Annotated in this window: 18 protein-coding genes; 7 read left to right on the forward strand and 11 right to left on the reverse strand. The window is 44.3% G+C overall.

The genetic code is table 11. The features are described 5' to 3' along the window. Positions 1-60 precede the first annotated feature (60 nt). On the forward strand, positions 61-876 hold the full coding sequence (locus AC59GT_RS05335) for a TerC family protein (RefSeq protein WP_497236665.1): 816 nt from the start codon (positions 61-63) through the stop codon (positions 874-876). Between the two features lie 9 nt (positions 877-885). Next, on the forward strand, positions 886-1,326 hold the full coding sequence (locus AC59GT_RS05340; protein WP_497236666.1) for a phosphatidylglycerophosphatase A family protein: 441 nt from the start codon (positions 886-888) through the stop codon (positions 1,324-1,326). A 35-nt stretch (positions 1,327-1,361) separates the two neighbouring features. On the opposite strand, the gene AC59GT_RS05345 is transcribed toward AC59GT_RS05340, so the two are convergent. The 5 genes from AC59GT_RS05345 to AC59GT_RS05365 all read right to left on the reverse strand — a co-directional run bounded on the left by AC59GT_RS05345 (position 1,362) and on the right by AC59GT_RS05365 (position 4,360). Next, entirely contained in the window at positions 1,362-1,622 is a 261-nt protein-coding gene (locus AC59GT_RS05345; protein WP_497236667.1) for a hypothetical protein, read from the reverse strand. A 202-nt stretch (positions 1,623-1,824) separates the two neighbouring features. Next, positions 1,825-2,490 carry a response regulator transcription factor gene (locus AC59GT_RS05350; RefSeq protein ID WP_497236668.1) on the reverse strand — a complete coding sequence of 222 codons (666 nt, stop codon included), beginning with the start codon at positions 2,488-2,490 and terminating at the stop codon, positions 1,825-1,827. Beyond that, positions 2,487-3,296, reverse strand: a complete 810-nt coding sequence (locus AC59GT_RS05355; protein ID WP_497236669.1) for a sensor histidine kinase — start codon at positions 3,294-3,296, stop codon at positions 2,487-2,489. The genes AC59GT_RS05350 and AC59GT_RS05355 overlap by 4 nt, the downstream gene beginning before the upstream one ends. After that, a complete protein-coding gene (locus tag AC59GT_RS05360) occupies positions 3,263-3,916 on the reverse strand; it encodes a hypothetical protein (protein ID WP_497236670.1) in 654 nt (217 codons plus the stop codon). The genes AC59GT_RS05355 and AC59GT_RS05360 overlap by 34 nt, the downstream gene beginning before the upstream one ends. 60 nt (positions 3,917-3,976) lie before the next feature. Continuing rightward, positions 3,977-4,360, reverse strand: coding sequence for a hypothetical protein (locus tag AC59GT_RS05365; RefSeq protein WP_497236671.1), 384 nt, complete (start codon positions 4,358-4,360; stop codon positions 3,977-3,979). Between the two features lie 249 nt (positions 4,361-4,609). Here AC59GT_RS05365 and AC59GT_RS05370 point away from each other — a divergent pair, with 249 nt between their 5' ends. The 3 genes from AC59GT_RS05370 to AC59GT_RS05380 all read left to right on the forward strand — a co-directional run bounded on the left by AC59GT_RS05370 (position 4,610) and on the right by AC59GT_RS05380 (position 8,631). Next, a complete protein-coding gene (locus AC59GT_RS05370) occupies positions 4,610-5,032 on the forward strand; it encodes a GNAT family N-acetyltransferase (RefSeq protein WP_497236672.1) in 423 nt (140 codons plus the stop codon). A 98-nt stretch (positions 5,033-5,130) separates the two neighbouring features. Further along, positions 5,131-7,278, forward strand: a complete 2,148-nt coding sequence (locus tag AC59GT_RS05375; RefSeq protein WP_497236673.1) for an outer membrane protein assembly factor BamB family protein — start codon at positions 5,131-5,133, stop codon at positions 7,276-7,278. Between the two features lie 3 nt (positions 7,279-7,281). Continuing rightward, positions 7,282-8,631 carry a glycoside hydrolase family 140 protein gene (locus AC59GT_RS05380; protein WP_497236674.1) on the forward strand — a complete coding sequence of 450 codons (1,350 nt, stop codon included), beginning with the start codon at positions 7,282-7,284 and terminating at the stop codon, positions 8,629-8,631. A 6-nt stretch (positions 8,632-8,637) separates the two neighbouring features. On the opposite strand, the gene AC59GT_RS05385 is transcribed toward AC59GT_RS05380, so the two are convergent. After that, on the reverse strand, positions 8,638-9,582 hold the full coding sequence (locus AC59GT_RS05385) for a Smr/MutS family protein (RefSeq protein ID WP_497236675.1): 945 nt from the start codon (positions 9,580-9,582) through the stop codon (positions 8,638-8,640). Between the two features lie 503 nt (positions 9,583-10,085). On the opposite strand from AC59GT_RS05385, the gene AC59GT_RS05390 reads away from it, so the two are divergent. Next, positions 10,086-11,972 carry a M1 family metallopeptidase gene (locus AC59GT_RS05390; protein ID WP_497236676.1) on the forward strand — a complete coding sequence of 629 codons (1,887 nt, stop codon included), beginning with the start codon at positions 10,086-10,088 and terminating at the stop codon, positions 11,970-11,972. A gap of 61 nt (positions 11,973-12,033) precedes the next feature. Here AC59GT_RS05390 and AC59GT_RS05395 read toward each other — a convergent pair whose 3' ends face one another. From AC59GT_RS05395 to AC59GT_RS05410, 4 genes are all read right to left on the reverse strand, one after another. Then, positions 12,034-12,399, reverse strand: coding sequence for a YtxH domain-containing protein (locus AC59GT_RS05395; RefSeq protein ID WP_117380982.1), 366 nt, complete (start codon positions 12,397-12,399; stop codon positions 12,034-12,036). A gap of 459 nt (positions 12,400-12,858) precedes the next feature. After that, entirely contained in the window at positions 12,859-14,271 is a 1,413-nt protein-coding gene (locus AC59GT_RS05400; protein WP_497236677.1) for a glycoside hydrolase family 125 protein, read from the reverse strand. An 83-nt stretch (positions 14,272-14,354) separates the two neighbouring features. Next, the gene (locus AC59GT_RS05405) at positions 14,355-14,843 is read right to left on the reverse strand and encodes a cupin domain-containing protein (protein WP_497236678.1); all 489 of its coding nucleotides are present in this window, start codon (positions 14,841-14,843) and stop codon (positions 14,355-14,357) included. Between the two features lie 74 nt (positions 14,844-14,917). After that, positions 14,918-15,499, reverse strand: coding sequence for a fasciclin domain-containing protein (locus AC59GT_RS05410; protein WP_497236679.1), 582 nt, complete (start codon positions 15,497-15,499; stop codon positions 14,918-14,920). 294 nt (positions 15,500-15,793) lie between these two features. Between AC59GT_RS05410 and AC59GT_RS05415 the strand changes: the two genes are divergently transcribed. After that, a complete protein-coding gene (locus AC59GT_RS05415) occupies positions 15,794-16,588 on the forward strand; it encodes a phosphatase PAP2 family protein (RefSeq protein ID WP_497236680.1) in 795 nt (264 codons plus the stop codon). Positions 16,589-16,598: 10 nt separating this feature from the next. Here the strand turns inward: AC59GT_RS05415 and AC59GT_RS05420 are convergent, their stop codons facing one another. Beyond that, positions 16,599-19,331, reverse strand: coding sequence for a family 78 glycoside hydrolase catalytic domain (locus AC59GT_RS05420; protein WP_497236681.1), 2,733 nt, complete (start codon positions 19,329-19,331; stop codon positions 16,599-16,601). Between the last annotated feature and the right edge of the window lie 12 nt (positions 19,332-19,343).

Below are 19,343 nucleotides of genomic sequence, written 5' to 3' on the forward strand. Positions count from 1 at the left end.
TGCCAGCAACTGTATCAGTTATTTTCTGTTATAATTGCAGGTACAACAAGTGCAACTGTTATGGATATTTTACATACCCTATTGGGCGAGGATATTAAAGCCGGGTTACTGGTAATCTTAAACCTGATCGTTATCGAAAGCCTGCTGTCTGTAGACAACGCAGCCGTGCTTGCCACAATGGTGATAGATCTCCCTAAGGAACAACGGAGCAGGGCGCTTAAGTATGGTATAGTAGGTGCATACGTACTAAGAGGCGTCTGCCTCTTTTTAGCTGCATGGCTGGTAAAAATTTGGTGGCTTAAACCCTTGGGAGGCCTATACCTTATCTATCTGGCTTTTGATTATTTTAAAGGAAAGGCCGATAAAGCAGCAGGCGAAGAGGAGGAAATAGATAAAAGCAAGAACTGGCTTTATAAAGCAACGGTGGGCACTTTCGGTACTTTTTGGGCTACTGTTGCATTAGTAGAGTTGATGGACCTGGCTTTTTCAATAGACAACGTGTTCGCAGCCGTCGCCTTTACAGATCATGTGTTTCTTATTTACACCGGCGTTTTCATTGGTATATTGGCGATGCGCTTTGTTGCACAGGCCTTTGTCAAACTAATGGAAAAGTTTACGTTTCTGGAAACTGTTGCCTTCATTGTAATAGGCGTGTTGGGTATAAAGCTTACCGCATCATTATACACGCACTTTTTCCCGGAAAGCCCTGTTGCTAAGTTTATGGAAGGTGAGACCGCAGACATTATCGTATCGGTATTTACCGTAGCCATATTCCTGATACCGGTTATAACATCAGTACTATTTAACTTTCCTAAAAAGCATACTATCGAGCCTGAAGTTGCCGAAGCGGCAGAAGATGTTCTGGATAAAAGCTAACATTGCATCGTGAACAAGATCATTGCTTCTATATTCGGCATTGGGTACATTAAGGGTGGGGGCACTCTCGCTGCCATTGTTACTTGCCCGTTAATATGGGCCATTTGGCAGCTTAACGTTTCCTGGGCGTTACCTGTAGCTACTTTATTGGTCACGCTATTAGGTATATATGTTGGTGACAAGGTTGAGCCTGAATGGGGTAAAGACAGCTACCGTGTTGTTATAGATGAAGTAGCAGGCATGATGGTCACCATGCTTTTTATACCTGCAAACTTGTACTTGCTATTAGGTGGGTTAATACTGTTTCGTTTTTTTGATATTGTAAAACCACTATTTATAAGGCGTATGGAAGCACTTCCCGGCGGAACCGGAGTGATGATGGACGATGTGCTGGCAGGTGTTTATGGTAATATACTTCTCCAGGTAGTAGTTGTTGTATTTAAATTCTAGTTCGTTTTCGTGTCTAGTGGAATATGGTAAATTGCCTAAACAATTACCAGTTGTATGCACTGCTTTACGGTAAGATCTTTTGAAACAGCTCCCGGCATTATGTCTTTACCGGTCTGGTACTCTTCCGCAATAAGCCTCAGTTTAACTTCAAGCGTCCTGCACAGTTCATCATTGTTCTCGTAACCAATTGCATAAAGCGGGGTATCGGTCATTAAATTATAGGCTCTTGCAGCAGATTGCCCGCTGACAGAAAGTACGTCGTACTTTACCTGATTGCTGATGTAAACGATGTCCATTTGAGCCTTACATTTAAGCTTACGCAAATACAATATCTACGGAGTTTAACCATTTGTACGTTCAGCTTTAAAAAATGGTTATAACTTTTGACAGATAAATCTATATCCTCAATGTATCAACGACCAGTATTTACCCGCAATGTTCAGCAATCAATGTGTAATTGTGTCGCGTTATTAGTGGTTTTAAGAACAAGTACACTTATCATAACGGCACGTCTAGCAAGTTGTATTTTATTGCAAATAGCACCAGACCAGCAGTGTTTCGGCAGTTTGTTTTCGCTAACAGATTATTACGATGACCTTCAACAGTACGTATGCTTAAAAAAAGTTTGTCAGCTATCTCTGCGTTGCTGTATTCATTGCAAATAAGTAACAAGATCTCTGTTTCGCGTTTAGTGAGCTCAACAGGTAAGTTACTTATTAGGGTTTGGGTGTTTCTGTAATGCACACTTTTGCTTATGGCTTTTAGTGCTTCGTTGTTAAAGTAATAACCCTTTTGATATACCTGCGTAACAGCGGTTATTAGTTCATCTTTATCACAGTTTTTTGCAAGGTAAGACGCAGCCCCCGCATTTATCATTTGTGATATTAAGGCCTCGCTAACATGTACGGATAAGATAATCACTCTTATTTCCGGATGCAATTCGTGCAGTGCTTTGTTCAGCTGTATGCCATTCATGCCCGGCATGTCCATGTCAATGATCGCTACATCTACCTGGATGGTTTTTGACGCAAGTATATTTAAAAAGTCCTGACCGCCGGCACTGTCATTTACCAGGTTAAACTCATCTACCGAGTTTATGAGCAATGCCAGGCTTTGCCGGAAAAGGTTCTGATCATCAACTATGGCAACATTTATCTTGTTCATTTGTCAATCTGTGTTATCGGGCATTTCATCAGCACGTTAAATCCCTGTCCGGGTTCAGTACTTATCAAGTATGCTGCATTAATATTTAGTAAGCGGCTTTCTATATTTTGCAGCCCCATTCCCTTTTTTAAGGTTGATTGTGCCTGCGCTATACCTTTACCGTCATCAGTATAATTGATGCTCAAGCCATTTTCATCGTTCGTAAATTCTATTTCGGCCCTGCTGGCGCCCGAATGTTTAATGGTGTTGTTCAGCAGCTCTTCTAATACACGGTATAGTGCCGTAGCTGTTGTTAGTTCAAGATTGTTAAGCAGTTCTCCCGAATTATCAGTTACAATGACTTCTAATTTTCCCGATTGATTGATAACGTCGATATGCTCTTCAATGGCTGCAGCAAGCCCATAGTACCCTAAAGTTGCGGGGGATAAATTATGCGATATGTTGCGCACATCGGTTACTATCTTGTCTATAGTAGCTTTACTTGACCTTATAAATTCCAGGTAATGGTTGTCCGTTTTATCGGTTGGCTTAAACATTTCAATAAGCAATCGGAGTCCGGAGAGTGTGGTGCCTACATCATCATGAAGGTCTTGGCCTATGCGTTTACGTTCTGTTTCCTGCGACTCAATAATAGCGCGTAGCAGCTCTTTTTGATGCACCAGTTCGGCGTGCTGAAAACGCTGGCGCTGCTTTAACAAACGGTTCTGATTGCGTACAGAGAAGAGAATGAAAGCAGTAACCAGTAAAAAGGTTCCGCACATTCCAAGTACTATCAGTATGTAAGCGTTATCTGTCGTGATCTGCATTTATAAAAACTAATGGCGAACAAAATATATTCGATCAAGAGAATAAGGTTATGAACATCCCAAATAATAGATACGATAGTACTCGGTACAAGCAGGTAGTTAAAAAAGATGAACATGAATAAGGAACATGAATAGTAGAGCAATAGGCCAGCTGTAATCCAGTTAAGCCCCTCGCTGCTCCATTCGGTAGTTTCCTCATGCACATCCTGTTTAAAAAAATACACAAGGCTATACCCAATAAGAATGATAGCACCTACAGACCTTGTATACGAATTCATGATCATGGTGCTTTGCCAAAAAAGGGTATTAGCAATGCAGAACAATACAAAAAGCGTAGCCAGACTATAAATGATATTCCGTTTTTTTGGATCATAAATTTCTGCAAAGTAAACCGACAGAAATATAAACTCAAAAACGGTATATAAATGGATAAAGCCTGTAGTACGCAGGTGAAAACCTTGCGAGCATATTATTGATGTACCATTAATTACAAAGCTAAAAAGGGCAAACCAAAAAATGATGCGATATGGGCGCAACAGATGTTTGTAGGTTGTGATGCCGGGTATTATCGCTGCAAAAACATAAAAGGGAGCTGTGTAAAATTCAATTGTTTGTAGCATGGAAATTTATGAGCCTTAAAGATATTAAAGCTCATAAATTTAAACCGGTTAATTTGCAAATTAAGCATACATAATGCTGTCGTTTGCCGGGCAATTAGGAGGGCAAGCCTGCGTCATATCGTAAATGTTGCTTTGTCCGTCTCCACCACCCAAATAAGGATGTACAACAACAACGTCATGGCCGTCGACAACAGGTACAAGAATAAGCTTTGCTGTCATTGGGTTGGTTGGGTCTGTTAGTCCAATGTACGCTCTTACTGATTCCGCACCAGGGTTAAACGTTAAAATGTTCTGGAAGTCTACAATAGGAATGTTAAAGTACTGGATGTGGAAATCATTGTCTGATTGATCCAGGTAAGTTCTCCAGTTTGTTGTCCAGTTTACACCATCTTGTACAGGAATGGTACCATCAGGTCCATCGGTTGGGTAATTTGCTTCGCTCATTTCGGGGGAATTAAGTGTTAAAGGTTAGGTTAATTAATAAGTACGCAGTTAAGCATTACAATAACATAAAGCTGTTTTGAAAGCATTTGTGCCATTGCGAGGGTAAATTAAGCAAACAATACAGCTAAATACAAGCTCCTGCAAAAAAATAGATTTTTATATATTATTTCATTCACTTTAACTATATGTTGTACAATTTTCTATGTTTACCCTGAATTTATACCGTTTAACTCTAAATAACCTATCGTTATGGCTGCAGGCGAAATTGTTTACCAGCGCGAACATACCCTTGACCCCCTGGAGTTTATTGATGTATTGCAACGCAGTACCCTGGCGGAACGGCGGCCTGTGCATGACTTAACCCGCATACAGCAGATGTGTGATACCGCCAACATGATCATCACCGCTAGAATAGATGGTAAGCTGGTAGGAATAGCGCGTTCGCTGACTGATTTTTCTTTTTGTACTTATCTAAGCGATCTGGCGGTTGATGAATTTTACCAGCGCAAGGGGATTGGCATAAGGCTAATAAAAGAAACGAAGCTTCATACACCCGTTGCCAAGCTAATACTGCTTGCCGCGCCCAAGGCTGTTGATTACTACCCCAAAACAGGCATGACTAAACACGAACACTGTTTTATATTAAGTGATGTTAACGAGCTGAAGGTTTAGTACTTCGGCCTGCTATACTTTATAACATAGGGTTGATTACTGCTGATTTTTTTGCATTTTGCTTACGCTATAAGCTTCCGCACCAATTATTACAACTCATGAAAAAGTATATCAGCTATGGCCTATTCTCAGTTGTTCTGTTAGTTGCCGGTTGTTCAGGGGAGGATAAGTATTCCACCTGGCAGCAATACCGCGGATCTAACGAGAATATCCATTATACATCCTTAAAGCAAGTAGATACCGCCAATGTAAAGCAACTTACAATAGCATGGGAGTACCACACCAGGGATGCGGATACAGTAAATAAGTCTCAAATACAATGTAACCCTATTATCATTGATGGCGTGCTTTACGGCACCACACCTCAAATGAAACTTTTTGCTATTGATGCGGCAACGGGTCGGGAGAAATGGAAGTTTAACCCTTTCGATTCGCTGGAAAGCAATAAACGTAGCTTCTTTATTATGAATAACTGCCGTGGTGTAGCCTACTGGGCAGATGGAGACGATAAGCGAATACTCTATACAGCCGGCCCTTATCTATATGCAATTCGCGCTCTCAACGGCAAACCCGTGAAAAGCTTTGGAGATAATGGGAAAATAGACCTGCATGACGGGCTGGACAGGGATGTAAAAGACTTCTTTGTAACCGCCACATCTCCGCCCATTATCTATAATGACATAATGATTGCCGGTACAAGGGTAGACGAAGGCGCCCATGCGGCCCCGGGACATATACGCGGATTTGATGTGCGTACCGGTAAACGTAAGTGGATATTCCACACCATACCTTACCCTGGCGAACCTGGTTTCGAGACTTGGGAAGACAAGAATGCCTACAAGTTTATAGGTGGCGCGAATGCGTGGGGAGGCTTTAGCCTGGATAAGGATAGGGGTATTGTGTACGGCTGCACCGGATCTGCCAGTTACGATTTTTACGGTGGGAAACGGTTAGGCAATAACCTGTACGCCGATTGCATTTTAGCGCTGGATGCCAATACTGGTAAATTAAAGTGGCACTTTCAGGATATACATCATGATGTATGGGATAAGGATATACCTGCACCGCCAATGCTGGTTAAGATAAAAGGACAAGATGCTGTAGCGGTAACCACCAAGACCGGGTTCATCTTTGCCTTTGACAGGGTTACCGGTAAGCCTGTCTATGAAATAAAAGAAACGCCGGTGCCAACAGCTACAGATCTTGTAGGCGAGAAACTATCTCCAACACAGCCTATCCCTACCATTCCTGTATCTTTCATGAGGCAGAACATGACGGAAAAAGACATAAACCCGTACCTGCCGGATAGTTCTTTGCAAAAAGTAAAGAAAGCGTTGGCGGAGTATCATCATGGCAACGTATTTAACTCTATATCTCTCAATGGAACTATCGTGTTCCCCGGTCTTGATGGCGGGGCCGAGTGGGGCGGTCCCTCTTATGACCCGGAAACCAGTGTGCTATATGTGAATGCCAACCAAATGGCATGGATAATACAGGCAACTAAAGTAAATGAAGCCGCGGCGCAAGAAACAAACCTGCAGGCAGGCGAACGGATATTCAGAGCTAATTGTATGACTTGTCACGGCGCAGACCGGAAAGGTTCGGGCACGTTTCCGTCGCTGGTCAGTATAAACAGGAAGTACACCGCAGCCAGGTTTGATACCTTGGTACAATCGGGCAGGAGGATGATGCCTGCTTTTCGGCAGTTGAAACCCGAGGAAAGAAAGGCGCTTGCATCTTTTGTGCTCAATATAAAAGAAGATCAGCCAAAAACTTTCGTGAATCACGAGAACAAAGCAGACGATGTTTACAAAATGCCGTACTCTATTGTGGGCTACAATAAGTTTGTAACTACCGATGGTAAGCCTGCAATTGCACCACCATGGGGCACCTTGAGCGCGGTTAACCTGAATACGGGTAAGTACATTTGGCAGCAACCACTGGGGGACGACCCCGAGTTTCCGCATGGGAAAATCCAATCAGGGACAGAAAACTATGGCGCATCGGTAATTACCAAAGGCGGGCTGTTGTTTATAGCCGCCACCAAGGATGGCAAGTTCAGGGCTTTTAATAAACGTAATGGGAAACTTTTGTGGGAGGTAACCTTACCTGCACCCGGCTTTGCAACACCATCTGTATACGAAGTAAACCATAAGCAATATATTGTGATAGCCTGCGGTGGCGGAAAAATGGGTACACGTTCTGGTGACAGTTATGTTGCTTTTGCCTTGCCTGATAAGAAGTAGATTATGAAAAAATATTTGTTGTTGATCCTTGCTTTAGCTTTTGTTGTTTCATCAAGGGCTCAATTTACAGTCAGCGAAAACAAACATTACTTATTGAAGGATGGCAAACCCTTTTTTTGGTTGGGAGATACCGCTTGGGAGCTATTTCACCGTTTAAGTAGGGAAGAGGCAGACAAATACCTGAAACACCGCAGTGAGCAGGGATTTACGGTAGTACAGGCTGTAGCACTAGCCGAGTTAGACGGGCTGAATACGCCAAATGTTTATGGTGAGAAACCGCTGATCGACAACGACCCTGCCAAGCCTAATAAAAAGTATTTTGGGCATGTCGACTATATCATCAACAAAGCAAAAGAATACGGCATCAACATAGCATTGCTGCCCACCTGGGGCGATAAGCTATTCAAGAGCAGTTGGGGAGTAGGGCCGGAGGTGTTCACAGCCGGCAACGCCGAAGTATATGCAACCTGGTTAGCTAACAGGTATAAGAGTTATAGTAATATCATTTGGGTGCTAGGCGGAGATCGGCAGCCCCGCGGCAAAGCGGACGTGGCTGTTTGGCGTGCAATGGGAGAGGCTATTATGAAGGCAACGTCTGGTAAAGCCATAATCACCTACCATTGCCAGCCGAATCAGCTGGGCTCAGCCGAATGGTTCCGTATTGAGAGCTGGTTTGCCTTTAACATGTTCCAGAACGGGCATTGCCGTGATACACCGGTTTACGACAGGATATTTGCGTCATACAATTCCACACCTGCACGGCCGGTACTTGATGGCGAACCTATTTATGAAGATCATCCTGTCTGCTTTAACGTTGCAGACCTGGGTACTTCCAGCGCTTATGACGTACGTAAGTATGCTTACCTGGACCTGTTCTCGGGTGCATTCGGGCATACTTACGGCTGTCATGATGTGTGGCAAATGTATAACTCTAAAGTAGCTCCACTTAACGGACCGCACCTGTACTGGTACGACGCGTTGGATTTACCCGGAGCAAAACAAATGCAATTAGTGCGAAAACTGATGGAATCGCACCCGATGTTGGATAGAATGCCGGATCAATCCGCCATCAAAGAAAACAACAAGGGTCCTGCAGATCGCATACAAGCTACAAGAGGCAAAGACTACATATATGTTTATACTGCAGCAGGGCAGCCGTTTACCGTTTCTGCCGGCAAGGTTTCAGGCGACAAGCTAAACGCGCGCTGGTTCGATCCGCGCAGCGGAAAGGTAATTGCACTTGATCCGGTATCCAATAAGAAGGACAACAAATTTGTGCCGCCATCAACCGGTTACGGGCAGGACTGGATATTGGTGCTGGATGATGCCTCCAAACAGTACAAAACCCTGTAACTGTTACTATTTAAGCATCACCTTAGTTGCGCCGTAGCCAAACTTCTCTTTGCGGGCATCTAGAAAGGTTTGCACCTTTTGGTTCTTGCTAAGCAATTTGTGCAGCTCGTGCTTAAGTATGCCATTGCCGGTGCCGTGTATAAAAGTGATCTCGGGCATTTGGTGAACTACAGCCGCTTCTAAAGACTTTTTAAAGTGGCTTACCTGTATGTTCAGTATCTCACTGCTGCTCAGGAATTGGTGATCATCGCGCAGACGTTCAATATGAAGGTCTATCTCTCCTGAAGGTTTGGCAACCTCCTGCTTTTCTTCTGCAGGTTTAAAAAAGCTTTCCTTTAACTTTTGAGCGTCAAGCACCAACTCAGGCTCGTCCAACTGTATAAGCCACCCCTGCTGGTTAAGAAAAGGAACTGTCTTTTTTGCACCTGCAAAGTCTTTAGCCTTAAATTGCTCTGTGATGTTGAGCGGCTCCAGCACCGGCTGATCTTGTTTAGTATGAAACAGCACCTGGAAGATTAGCTTGGGCCAAAGCTGCAGGTCTGCAAGTTTGTTGGAGTATACTTTAGCAAACGAACGTGGCTCCAGTATGCCCGCAAATTCACCTTTAAATTGCTTCTGTTGCTGCGTACTTACCGACGTTAACAACTGATACGATGTTTCATTCACGATGAACAAGTGCACAACCGACGATGCTTTGGCATCTGCCACTACAGCAAGGTATACGCCTTTGTTTTTGAACTCACCCGGCACAACCGGAACATCGGTGGTTGGTTCTTCATCGCCGACTTCGGTTTTTTGACCGTGTATGTAGGTTACCTTACTTGCCAGCACCGGGATCTCAAAATCATCCTCGCCGGTAACGCCAATCATCTGCTCATCAATAATGCGGGTTACGTAACCCTCCATCTTCTCATCTATAAAGCGCACAAAGTCGCCTAACTTGTATTTCATAGTAATATACCTGCAACAAAGGTACCAATATCCGGCTGGTATAGCTGCCGGGTATTGTCAAAAGAATGGTAAGCATATCCGTAACACTGTAACACGACAACGTGTTACACCTGATACACTTTTTCGGTCGAAAAACAGTTAAGTTATTGATAGATAATTATTTGAATAAAACCGTGTTACACTTTTAGAAACCATGTTACAGTTTAATCGCCATTTTTGGGCTGATAATACAGATTTTAAATGCCTGTTACAGCGTTGTTAGCAAGAGCTGCAGCCATTATTTTAAACAACAAAAGCCAGGCAAAATGCCCGGCTTTGTACAGTTATTTAATACCCCTACTAAAATAACTTTAAACAAAGAACACCATTAAAACGGTGGTAAGCAAATTAATGTCAATTGGTTTTTGTAACAATTCGTTTACCTGTAGGGTCATATGTACGCTCGGCAAAAATGTTAAATTTGTCGTTCAATCATCCAGGTATCACACTAAAACTTAGCTAACATGATCAGAAAAATAGCGCTTACAGCGTTAAGCGCCTTATTCTTACTGCAAACACAGGCACAAAGCCTTTACATGCCCAGAGACATTAAACAAGCGTATGCAAAGGGCACCCGTTCTGCCGATGGCAAGCCGGGCAGCAAGTACTGGCAAAACTCTGGCCGCTACAATATATCAGTTTCGGTAGCGCCACCCAACCGCAGGGTTACAGGCAGCGAACAGATCACCTACGTAAACAATAGCCCGGATACACTTAAACGTATCAATCTTAAACTGATCCTGAACATTCACCGCCCTGGTGCCCCGCGTGATGGTTCAGCCAGCCTTGATTACCTTACTGAAGGTATACAGATAGATAGTTTTGTAGTTGGTGGGCAGAACAAGGCATGGAATAACAAAACTAATGCGCTTACCAACCAAATGGTGAACCTGCCTAAGCCGCTGATGCCGCACGAATCATTAGCGATGAACATTGCATGGCACTACGACCTGAGTAAGGAAAGTGGCCGTGAGGGCGTGATAGATTCTACTTCATTCTACCTGGCTTATTTTTACCCGCGCGTTTCTGTTTATGACGACTATAACGGCTGGGATAGGCTGAACTTTGTAGACTCAAAAGAATTTTACAACGACTTTAATGATTATACCTTAAGCGTAACCGTACCAAAAAACTTTGTTGTTTGGGCCACAGGTACGTTACAGAACCCAACACAGGTTTTACAGCCGGAGTTTGCTAAACGCCTGCAAACATCTATGACCAGCGACTCTACCATACATGTAGCTACGCTAGACGAATTGAACGCCAATAAGGTTACCGCACAGGGTGCTACTAATACCTGGATATGGAAGGCCGAGAACATTACCGATATGGCTGTTGGTATAAGCAACCACTACATTTGGGATGCGGGCAGCGTAGTGGTTGATAAAAACACCGGTCGCCGTTCTAGCATGCAGGCTGCTTACCCACTGGCAGCAACAGATTTTAAAAAGTCTGTACAATATGGCCGCAATGCCTTGGGCTGGTTCAGTAACAACTGGCCGGGCGTACCTTACCCTTTCCCTAAGATGACCGCCTTTAAAGGCTTTGCCGATATGGAGTACCCAATGATGGTTAATGATAGCCAATTTGGTGATGCTACTTTTGCGCAACTGGTTCAGGATCACGAGATAGCACACACCTGGTTCCCGTTCTACATGGGTATAAACGAAAGCCGCTACGCATTTATGGACGAAGGCTGGGCTACCACATTTGAGTATTTGATCGGTATTGCCGAAAACGGCCCTGAAAAGGCGTCGGCTTTCTACAAGCAATTCCGTATAAACGGCTGGATAGGAGATAAGGCTACTGCCGAAGACCTTCCGGTTATTACGCCATCTAACGAGCAAATAGCCGGTTACGGCAATAATGCTTATGGCAAACCATCATTAAGTTACCTGGCGTTAAAAGATATGCTTGGCGATGATTTGTTTAAGAAAGCATTGCACGGCTACATGGACCGCTGGCACGGCAAGCACCCAATCCCATGGGATTACTTCAACTCTATGAGCAACATCTCAGGCCGTAACCTTAATTGGTTTTTTAATAACTGGTTCTTTACCAACTACTATAACGATGTTGCCATTGCAAGCGGCGTAACAGGTAAAGATGGGTATACGCTAACGGTTACCAATCCGGGTGGTTTTGCTATCCCGTTTGATGTGGTACTTACTTTTACTGACGGCAGCACCAAAACAATCCACCAGACATCAGCAGTTTGGGAGGCCAACCAAAAACAAACATTGGTTACCTTTAAAGCTGTCACTGGCAAAAGCTTGAAATCGGTAAAGCTTGATACCGGCATCTTTGTTGACGCAAACACTGCCGATAACACGTGGTCGGTTAAAAAGTAAAATTCAGCACATAAAAAAAGCCGCTCTAAATAGAGCGGCTTTTTTATGTATAGCTATCAGCTTAAGCGTTTTGGATAGAATTGTTCCAGTCGTTAGCTGTTGATTTTGCTTTGTTAGTTGCATTTTCTTTAGCACCGGCTACAGCATCTTCTGCTTTGCCCTGTACGCTGTCAATAGCGTTACCAGCTTCGCCAACCAGGCTGTTGTATTTATTCTTTACAGAATCAACAACTGTGCTGCTGTACTCTTTAACGTTGTCTGCAGTTGATTGCGCTTTTGTTTTAGCACCGTCAATAAGGTCGTTAACGTAATCAGCGATGTCGCCTCTTAACTCTTCGCCTTTTTCTGGCGCCAACAATAAGCCTAAAGCGGCACCTGCCGCAGCACCCACTAAAAGTGCTGCTATAATTTTTGCTTGATCTTTCATATCTGTTACTTTTTAGTAGATGATTTCATATAAGGTAACAAACCCTATGCCGTTGTGTTTAAATAAACTATAAAAATCAAAAAAAGCTTAGTTTAGGTAGTAACTGCTCCATGAGTTTTCTTAGAACACACAAACGTAGCCTCAAAACGTTAAAAAAAGCAGCAACATATTTTTATTATGGACGATCTGTTCCGCTCTATACATTTCCGGCAATATTTTTACCTCATCAGCATAATAACTTTACTACTACTGTTTGTAATAAAGTACAAAGTGTTACCTGTTATAAACCGGCGGGAAACTCAGCCTAAGAAAACGTTGCGCCTTTTTCTGGATACAATGATAACGCTGATAATAGCAGCCCTCGTTATATCGGGCTTGATTTTTTGGTTGTACGGTAACGCCTAACATAAAGAAAGCCGCTCCATGAGGAGCGGCTTTCTTTCATTTCTTCTTATCACCTTATGTTAAAAGCGCCGGTTTGGTTTTGTAGGTTTCCCACAGCAATTCGCCAAACAGCGTATTGGCCCAGGCAAACCACTTGCGGGTAAATTTGCTCGCGTCGTCTTTATGGAACGACTCATGCATAAAGCCGGTTCCGGCATGTGTTTTACGCAGCAACTCTATACATTCTTTAATCTCTGCATCGCTGGTGCTGGTTAATGCACGTACGGTAATGCTTATCGGCCATATCATATCTTTACCCGCGTGCGGGCCACCAATACCTTCGCCGGCCTTGCCCTTAAAGAAGAAAGGGTTATTAAGCGACAACAGCATTTTACGGGTATTTAAATATACCGGGTCGGTGTTCTTTACGGATCCGAGATACGGCATTGCCAGCAAGCTGGGTACGTTTGCATCATCCATAAGGTTAAAGCTGCCAAAGCCGTTTACTTCGTAGGCGTATATACGGCCGTATTCAGGGTGGTTTATAATGGCATGTTTTTGCAACGCGGCACTTACTTCGGCAGCAAGGTTCCATAATTGTGTAGCAAGGGCTGCATCTTTATGAATGGTTTTTACCATTTCAGATGCCTGCTTCAGGCTGCTAACCGCAAAAAAGTTTGATGGTACCAGGAAGGAGTATACGGTAGCATCATCGCTCGGGCGGAATGATGAGCAAATAAGGCCAACCGGCTTAACAGGATAACCAAACCCATTCATTGGAACACCATCAGTAGCCCATGAGGTCTTTCGCTGAAAAGAGTAGGGGCCATCGTTGGTTTTGCGTTGCTGCTCTTTGAAAGTTTTTAATGTGCTTTGGATAGCGCTCTTCCATTTGGCGTCAAAAGGTGCAGTATCGCCGGTAAGCTTCCAGTAGCGATAAGCCAGGCGAATAGGGTAGCAGAGGGAATCAATCTCCCATTTGCGCTCATGAAGGCCTGGTTTCATATCGGTAACATCGTCCTTCCACTCACCTGTTTTGTTAGGGTCGTCATAAAAAGCGTTGGCGTAAGGGTCGCGCAGTATGCAGGTTGTCTGGCGGTTAATTACACCTGCCACCAACTGTTTTAATTCCGGGTCTTTATTTATAAAAGTTATGTATGGCCAAACCTGCGCGGTACTGTCACGCAGCCACATCGCATCAATATCGCCGGTGATAACATAAGTATCCGGCCGGCCATTGTTCATTTTATAGGTAACGGTAGTATCCAGGGTATTTGGGAAGCAGTTGTTAAACAACCACGCCAGTTCAGGATTTTTCACCTTGGCGGAGAATTCGGAAATTGCCAGTTCTACCGACTTGCTGGTAAAGTTGCGTTTAGACGCAGCTTCTCTCACAACAGGGAACGGAGCTGCTGCAAACGAAAACTTACTTGTTAAAACACCTGCGCCTACAATGGCTGTGTTACTTAAAAACTGCCTTCTTTTCATGAATGTTACTATAGATAGATTTATTGGGGCAAATTAATCATAAACATTTGAAGTGCAAATGTGCAGCAACAAATGCGCGTGGACTAACGGCAAAGTTGGTTTAGTAAAGCGCTATGATTGGGATAGGTTGCCAGCATGGTTGCTTTATCAGCCATTTCAAATTCGCTAAATTCAAATCCGGGCGCTACGGCGCAGCTTACTAATGTATAAGCTGTTTTTGATGGTATTTCTGCGGCAAACCAACGCCCGGCGGGCACAACAAGCGAGAGGTTCCCTGACGGAAGATCGGATAGCTCCATTGGTAGGTGCCGTCCATCTTCTGTTAGCACATGAACTACCAGGGGAACACCTTTGTGGAAATACCAGACCTCATCGGACTGGATATGGTGAAAGCCTGAAAAGTCCGCACCTTCTAAAAGATAGTAAATAGAAGTACACGCCCGTCTTACTTCTGTTGACCCTATACGGTTAACTTGTTCCCGGGAGCGAAATACTTCTTTATAAAAGCCTCCTTCGGGATGAGATTGCATGTTTAGGTGTTCTATCCAATATAAAGCTTCAGTTTCGGGCATAAGAAATGATAAAGCATAAAAATAGCGATGAGTTTAACACCCACCGCTATTTTCAGAAATTAAAAGAAAAGGTTTTATTTGGCTTTCGGCATTAATATACCGTTAAGGCCGTTTACCACGCCGTTGGCGCCTATAAGGTCAAACAGGGTTACCTGGGCCGAACTGCCAGCTGCGTTGGTAAGCTGCAGTTTGCTGCCGGCAAGTGAAAGTGTGAGCGGCTGCCCGTCTAACGTAGTGAGCGTAAACTTACCCTTGCCGGCGGTTAATGCTTTAATAATATCTGCTTTACTGTATTTACCTGTAACTACGTGGCCCTTTAGCAGGGTGGCAAGTTTTGCAGGGTCTTTACCTAAACTATCCAGCTTACCTGCAGGCAAATTGCTGAAGGCGATATTATTAGGTGCAAATATGGTGTACGGGCCGCCTACTTTAAGCACGGAGTCCAGTTTTGCGGCTTTTACCAGCGACAGCGCTGTACTGTAATCAGCATTACTTGCAAGCGCGCCAACTACGTCACTCGCACCTTCTGTAGTGGTGGTGGTTGTAGTAGTAGTGGTGGTTTTCTTGGTGGTGTCTTGTGTGGTTTGTGCAAATACCTGGCTTGCCGTTAAACTTAAAACGAATAAGGCTGACGCCATTACAATGGATCTTTTCATACTAATGCTTATTTACTGTTTTATTTAAAAGGGTTAACAAATAAGTATAGTTTTCTGCATAGTTGGTTTGATTGCTCTCCGGGTAAATAACTTTACCAGTAAAGAAATGTTTAGTATTATTTCTTTTTAAACGCAAGAAAGTGCGTTCTCATTGCGTTAAAGCGGCCTTGTGGTTTAAGCAAAGGCACAACCAATGCCTCTAAGCTGTTGAACAAGAATGGTTTTAAATAGCAATTGGGACAAACAAAAAAATTGTATTATCGTACTGTTAATAATTTGTAAACTGGAGATATTTTGAAAAGGATACTATTAATACTACTAAGTTTTATTTCGATAACGGTAAACGCGCAGGTTACCGACACCCTAAAGAGAGATACAGCCAAACTCGATTCATCTAAGATAACGGCACTGCCGGATACGGTGCGCCACCTGGAGAGCACCTGGCAATCATACATTCCGCCGGCCGTGTTTGTTACTTACGGCGCGCTGTCATTTTACGTGAAGCCAATACGTAACCTCGACTTCAGTATTGATCGTGACGCGGAGCTGGATCACCCGGGGAAATTGTACCCGGTAGAAAACTTTCTTCAGTATGCGCCAATTGTGCTTACTTACGGATTGAACTTTGCAGGTGTACAGGGTAAGAATACTTTTATAGACAGGTCAATATTACTCGGCATGTCTGAAGGGATATTTGCTTTAACAACTTTCGGCCTGAAAAGCTCCTCGGACCGTTTGCGTCCGAATGGGTCAGACAGGCTTTCATTCCCGTCCGGGCACGCCGGCAGCGCCTTTGTGGCAGCCGAGTTTATGGCGCAGGAATTTGCAGAGAAATCTCCATGGTACGGTATTACCGCTTATACGTTTGCCTCCGCTACGGCTATCCTGCGTGTATACAACCACAAACACTGGTTTAGCGATATCGTAGCCGGTGCCGGTTTTGGTATACTGTCCACAAAGGCTGCTTACTTCCTTTATCCGCTATTCAGAAACAAGCTGTTCCATGACGATAAATCAAAAAGCACCACGCTAATTATGCCACAAGTTGGCAACGGCATGGTGGGTTTATCATTCAGCGCAAGGTTATAGCAGGAGCTTGTCAATTTGCTGCCAGCTTACGGTCCGCCACGGGTGCCTCAAAATGGTACGTGCCCGATCCTAGTTCTACCATAATATAGCTTTCCTTCCCGTAGGTTGGCTGAAACGACTTGCCATTTTGCAGCGGCTTGCCGTCGGCTATGATACCCGTTGCATCTTTAGCAGGTATATACACCGAGGCTGTAGTATTAACCGGTATTGCCACATCAAGGCTCAGCGTACCCGAGTCAATCTTCCACCCGGAACTTACTTTTCCATAGTAGGTTTGTAAACTGGCGCTCGCGCTGATAAAGCCGCCGCCCGGGTAAGGCATAATTTTTATATGCCGGTAACCTGGTCCGTCGTTATATGTGTCCAGTCCAACCATTACCCGGTACATCCAGTCGCCAATTGCACCGTAGGAGTAATGGTTAAAAGAGTTCATGCTTGGCGTTTCAAAACTTTTATCCGGCTTAATGCCATCCCACCTTTCCCAGATGGTTGTGGCGCCCATCTTAACAGGGTAAAGCCATGACGGATAGGTATCCTGCAGCAGCAGGCGGTAAGCTACGCTGGTATAGCCAAACCTGCTTAGTACATGGCATAAGTATGGCGTACCCAGGAAACCGGTAGTTAAGTGGTTGTCGTAGGCCTTTACATTGTCCACCAGCCTTTTAGCCGCCTGGGGGCGCATTTCTTCGGGCAGCATATCAAAATTCAGTGCCAGCACGTACGCTGTTTGCGTACCCGATACCATACGACCATTGGCGGTAATGTACTCTTTTACAAAAGCGTCTTTAACGCGCTTTAGTAGCTTGCCATAGCTTTCGTAGTCTTCTTGTTTGCCCAGTACCTGTGCGGCGTTAATAAGCAGTTGCGTGGAATACGCGTAAAAACATTGTGCTATCAGGTATTTATCTGTTACTGCAGAAGAGCCATCGGTATCGTCATTCAGGCTGTAGAACAGCCAGTCGCCAAAGTGCGAGCCGGTGTTCCATAGGTCGTCCTTAGCCTGGTTCTTCATGTAATCTACCCAAGCCTTCATACTGGCATATTGATCTTTAAGGATGCGTTTATCGCCGTAGGCTACATACATATTCCAGGGAACCACGGTAGCAGCTTCTCCCCATCCCGCGCTGCCGGTAGCACCAGCACCTAGTACGTTTGGAATTACATAAGGCACAGAGCCCTTGCTGTCCTGCTCGGCGGCAACATCCTTCAGCCATTTTGAAAAGAAGTTGTCCACGTTCATGTTGAACGATGCTGTGCGTGAAAATACCTGGGCATCACCTGTCCAGCCAAGGCGCTCGTCCCGTTGCGGGCAGTCAGTAGGCACATCCAGGAAATTGCCTTTTTGCCCCCACTGGATGTTATGCTGTAATTGGTTTATGAGCGCGTTTGATGATGTGAACGTTCCTGTTGCAGGCATATCAGAGTACAGAGCGATTGCCTCAAAATCGTCGGGGTTAAGTTCGCCATTATAGCCTTCTACTTTTATGTATTGGAAGCCATGAAAGGTAAAATGCGGCTCGAATACCTCTACACCCTGCCCGCTCAGTATATAGGTGTCCTGTGCTTTGGCCGAGCGCAGGTTCTCAGTGTAGAAGTCACCATCTTTATCCAGTACTTCGGCATGAGATATGGTTACTGTTTGCCCTTTTTTGCCATGTAATTTAATTTTTACCCAGCCCACCAAGTTCTGTCCGAAATCAACCAGGTGCTCATTCTTTTTGGTTTTTATGACCCGGACAGGTTTAAACACCTCGTGCTTACGTACAGGCTCATTGTAAGTAGCCAGCAGGTTGCTCACACCAAAATCCATCACCTGCACGCCGCTCCAGGCAGCATCCAGATAGCCGCCGGTGGTCCATCCTTTCTTTACTTTTCGCGCATCTATGGTCTCACCGTTGTAAATTTCTGCATAAGTAATCTCACCTGTAGATGATTTCCAGCTTTCGTCGCTTACTACCATTTCTGTCGAGCCATCAGTATAGGTAATGTGCAGCTGCATCAGCAAAGCGATATCTTTCCCGTAGATGTTCAGGTGATTAGTAAAGCCAATTATTCCCCTGTACCAACCACTGCCCAAAGTAACGCCAATTACATTGTTTCCTTCGTTCAGCATATTAGTTACGTCATAAGCCTGGTATTGCAATCTTTTGTTGTAGGTAGTCCAGCCCGGGGTTAGGTAAGCGTCACCAACCCGCTTGCCATTGATCTGCGCTTCATACAACCCATGTGCAGTTATAAAGGCAATTGCCGAGCTCACCTTTTTGTTGGAGTTAAAGGTTTTTCTAAATATAGGTGAAGCCCTTAACGTATCTTCTTTAAAACCCGGACCTATCCATTTAGCTTTCCATTCATTATTATTAAATAGCGCGGTTATCCAATAAGCAGGGGTGCTCCAGGCTGATGCTTTTTTTTGATTATCCCACACCCGTACCTGCCAGTAATACTTTGTATGAGACATTAGCGGCTTGCCTTTGTAGGCAACGTGCACAGATGAATCTGAGGTGATCTTGCCGGAGTTCCAAACGGCTTTACTAAAATTTGGATGCGTGCTTACCCGTATCTGGTAGGCAGTTTGCGTAACGTTCCGTTTATCTGACGCCAGCTCCCAGGTGAATCGGGGAGCAGTATTATCAAGGCCAATAGGATTAGCGCGGTTTTCGCACAAAAGGGACGTTATTTTAACCTGCGCGTGCGCGAAGGCTGTAGTAATAACAACAAGAACAAGAGTAAACGTTTTTCTCATAACAATAACGAG

The sequence above is a fragment of the Mucilaginibacter sp. 320_HR genome (assembly GCF_059691875.1).

Coding starts and splice junctions, on each gene's coding strand:
- AC59GT_RS05365 (WP_497236671.1), bottom strand. CDS start 4,360: ATGAGCGAAGCAAATTACCCAACCGATGGACCTGATGGTACCATTCCT.
- AC59GT_RS05360 (WP_497236670.1), bottom strand. CDS start 3,916: ATGCTACAAACAATTGAATTTTACACAGCTCCCTTTTATGTTTTTGCA.
- AC59GT_RS05350 (WP_497236668.1), bottom strand. CDS start 2,490: ATGAACAAGATAAATGTTGCCATAGTTGATGATCAGAACCTTTTCCGG.
- AC59GT_RS05395 (WP_117380982.1), bottom strand. CDS start 12,399: ATGAAAGATCAAGCAAAAATTATAGCAGCACTTTTAGTGGGTGCTGCG.
- AC59GT_RS05400 (WP_497236677.1), bottom strand. CDS start 14,271: ATGAAAAGAAGGCAGTTTTTAAGTAACACAGCCATTGTAGGCGCAGGT.
- AC59GT_RS05410 (WP_497236679.1), bottom strand. CDS start 15,499: ATGAAAAGATCCATTGTAATGGCGTCAGCCTTATTCGTTTTAAGTTTA.
- AC59GT_RS05375 (WP_497236673.1), top strand. CDS start 5,131: ATGAAAAAGTATATCAGCTATGGCCTATTCTCAGTTGTTCTGTTAGTT.
- AC59GT_RS05385 (WP_497236675.1), bottom strand. CDS start 9,582: ATGAAATACAAGTTAGGCGACTTTGTGCGCTTTATAGATGAGAAGATG.
- AC59GT_RS05370 (WP_497236672.1), top strand. CDS start 4,610: ATGGCTGCAGGCGAAATTGTTTACCAGCGCGAACATACCCTTGACCCC.
- AC59GT_RS05420 (WP_497236681.1), bottom strand. CDS start 19,331: ATGAGAAAAACGTTTACTCTTGTTCTTGTTGTTATTACTACAGCCTTC.
- AC59GT_RS05345 (WP_497236667.1), bottom strand. CDS start 1,622: ATGGACATCGTTTACATCAGCAATCAGGTAAAGTACGACGTACTTTCT.
- AC59GT_RS05355 (WP_497236669.1), bottom strand. CDS start 3,296: ATGCAGATCACGACAGATAACGCTTACATACTGATAGTACTTGGAATG.
- AC59GT_RS05390 (WP_497236676.1), top strand. CDS start 10,086: ATGATCAGAAAAATAGCGCTTACAGCGTTAAGCGCCTTATTCTTACTG.
- AC59GT_RS05380 (WP_497236674.1), top strand. CDS start 7,282: ATGAAAAAATATTTGTTGTTGATCCTTGCTTTAGCTTTTGTTGTTTCA.
- AC59GT_RS05405 (WP_497236678.1), bottom strand. CDS start 14,843: ATGCCCGAAACTGAAGCTTTATATTGGATAGAACACCTAAACATGCAA.
- AC59GT_RS05335 (WP_497236665.1), top strand. CDS start 61: ATGGATATTTTACATACCCTATTGGGCGAGGATATTAAAGCCGGGTTA.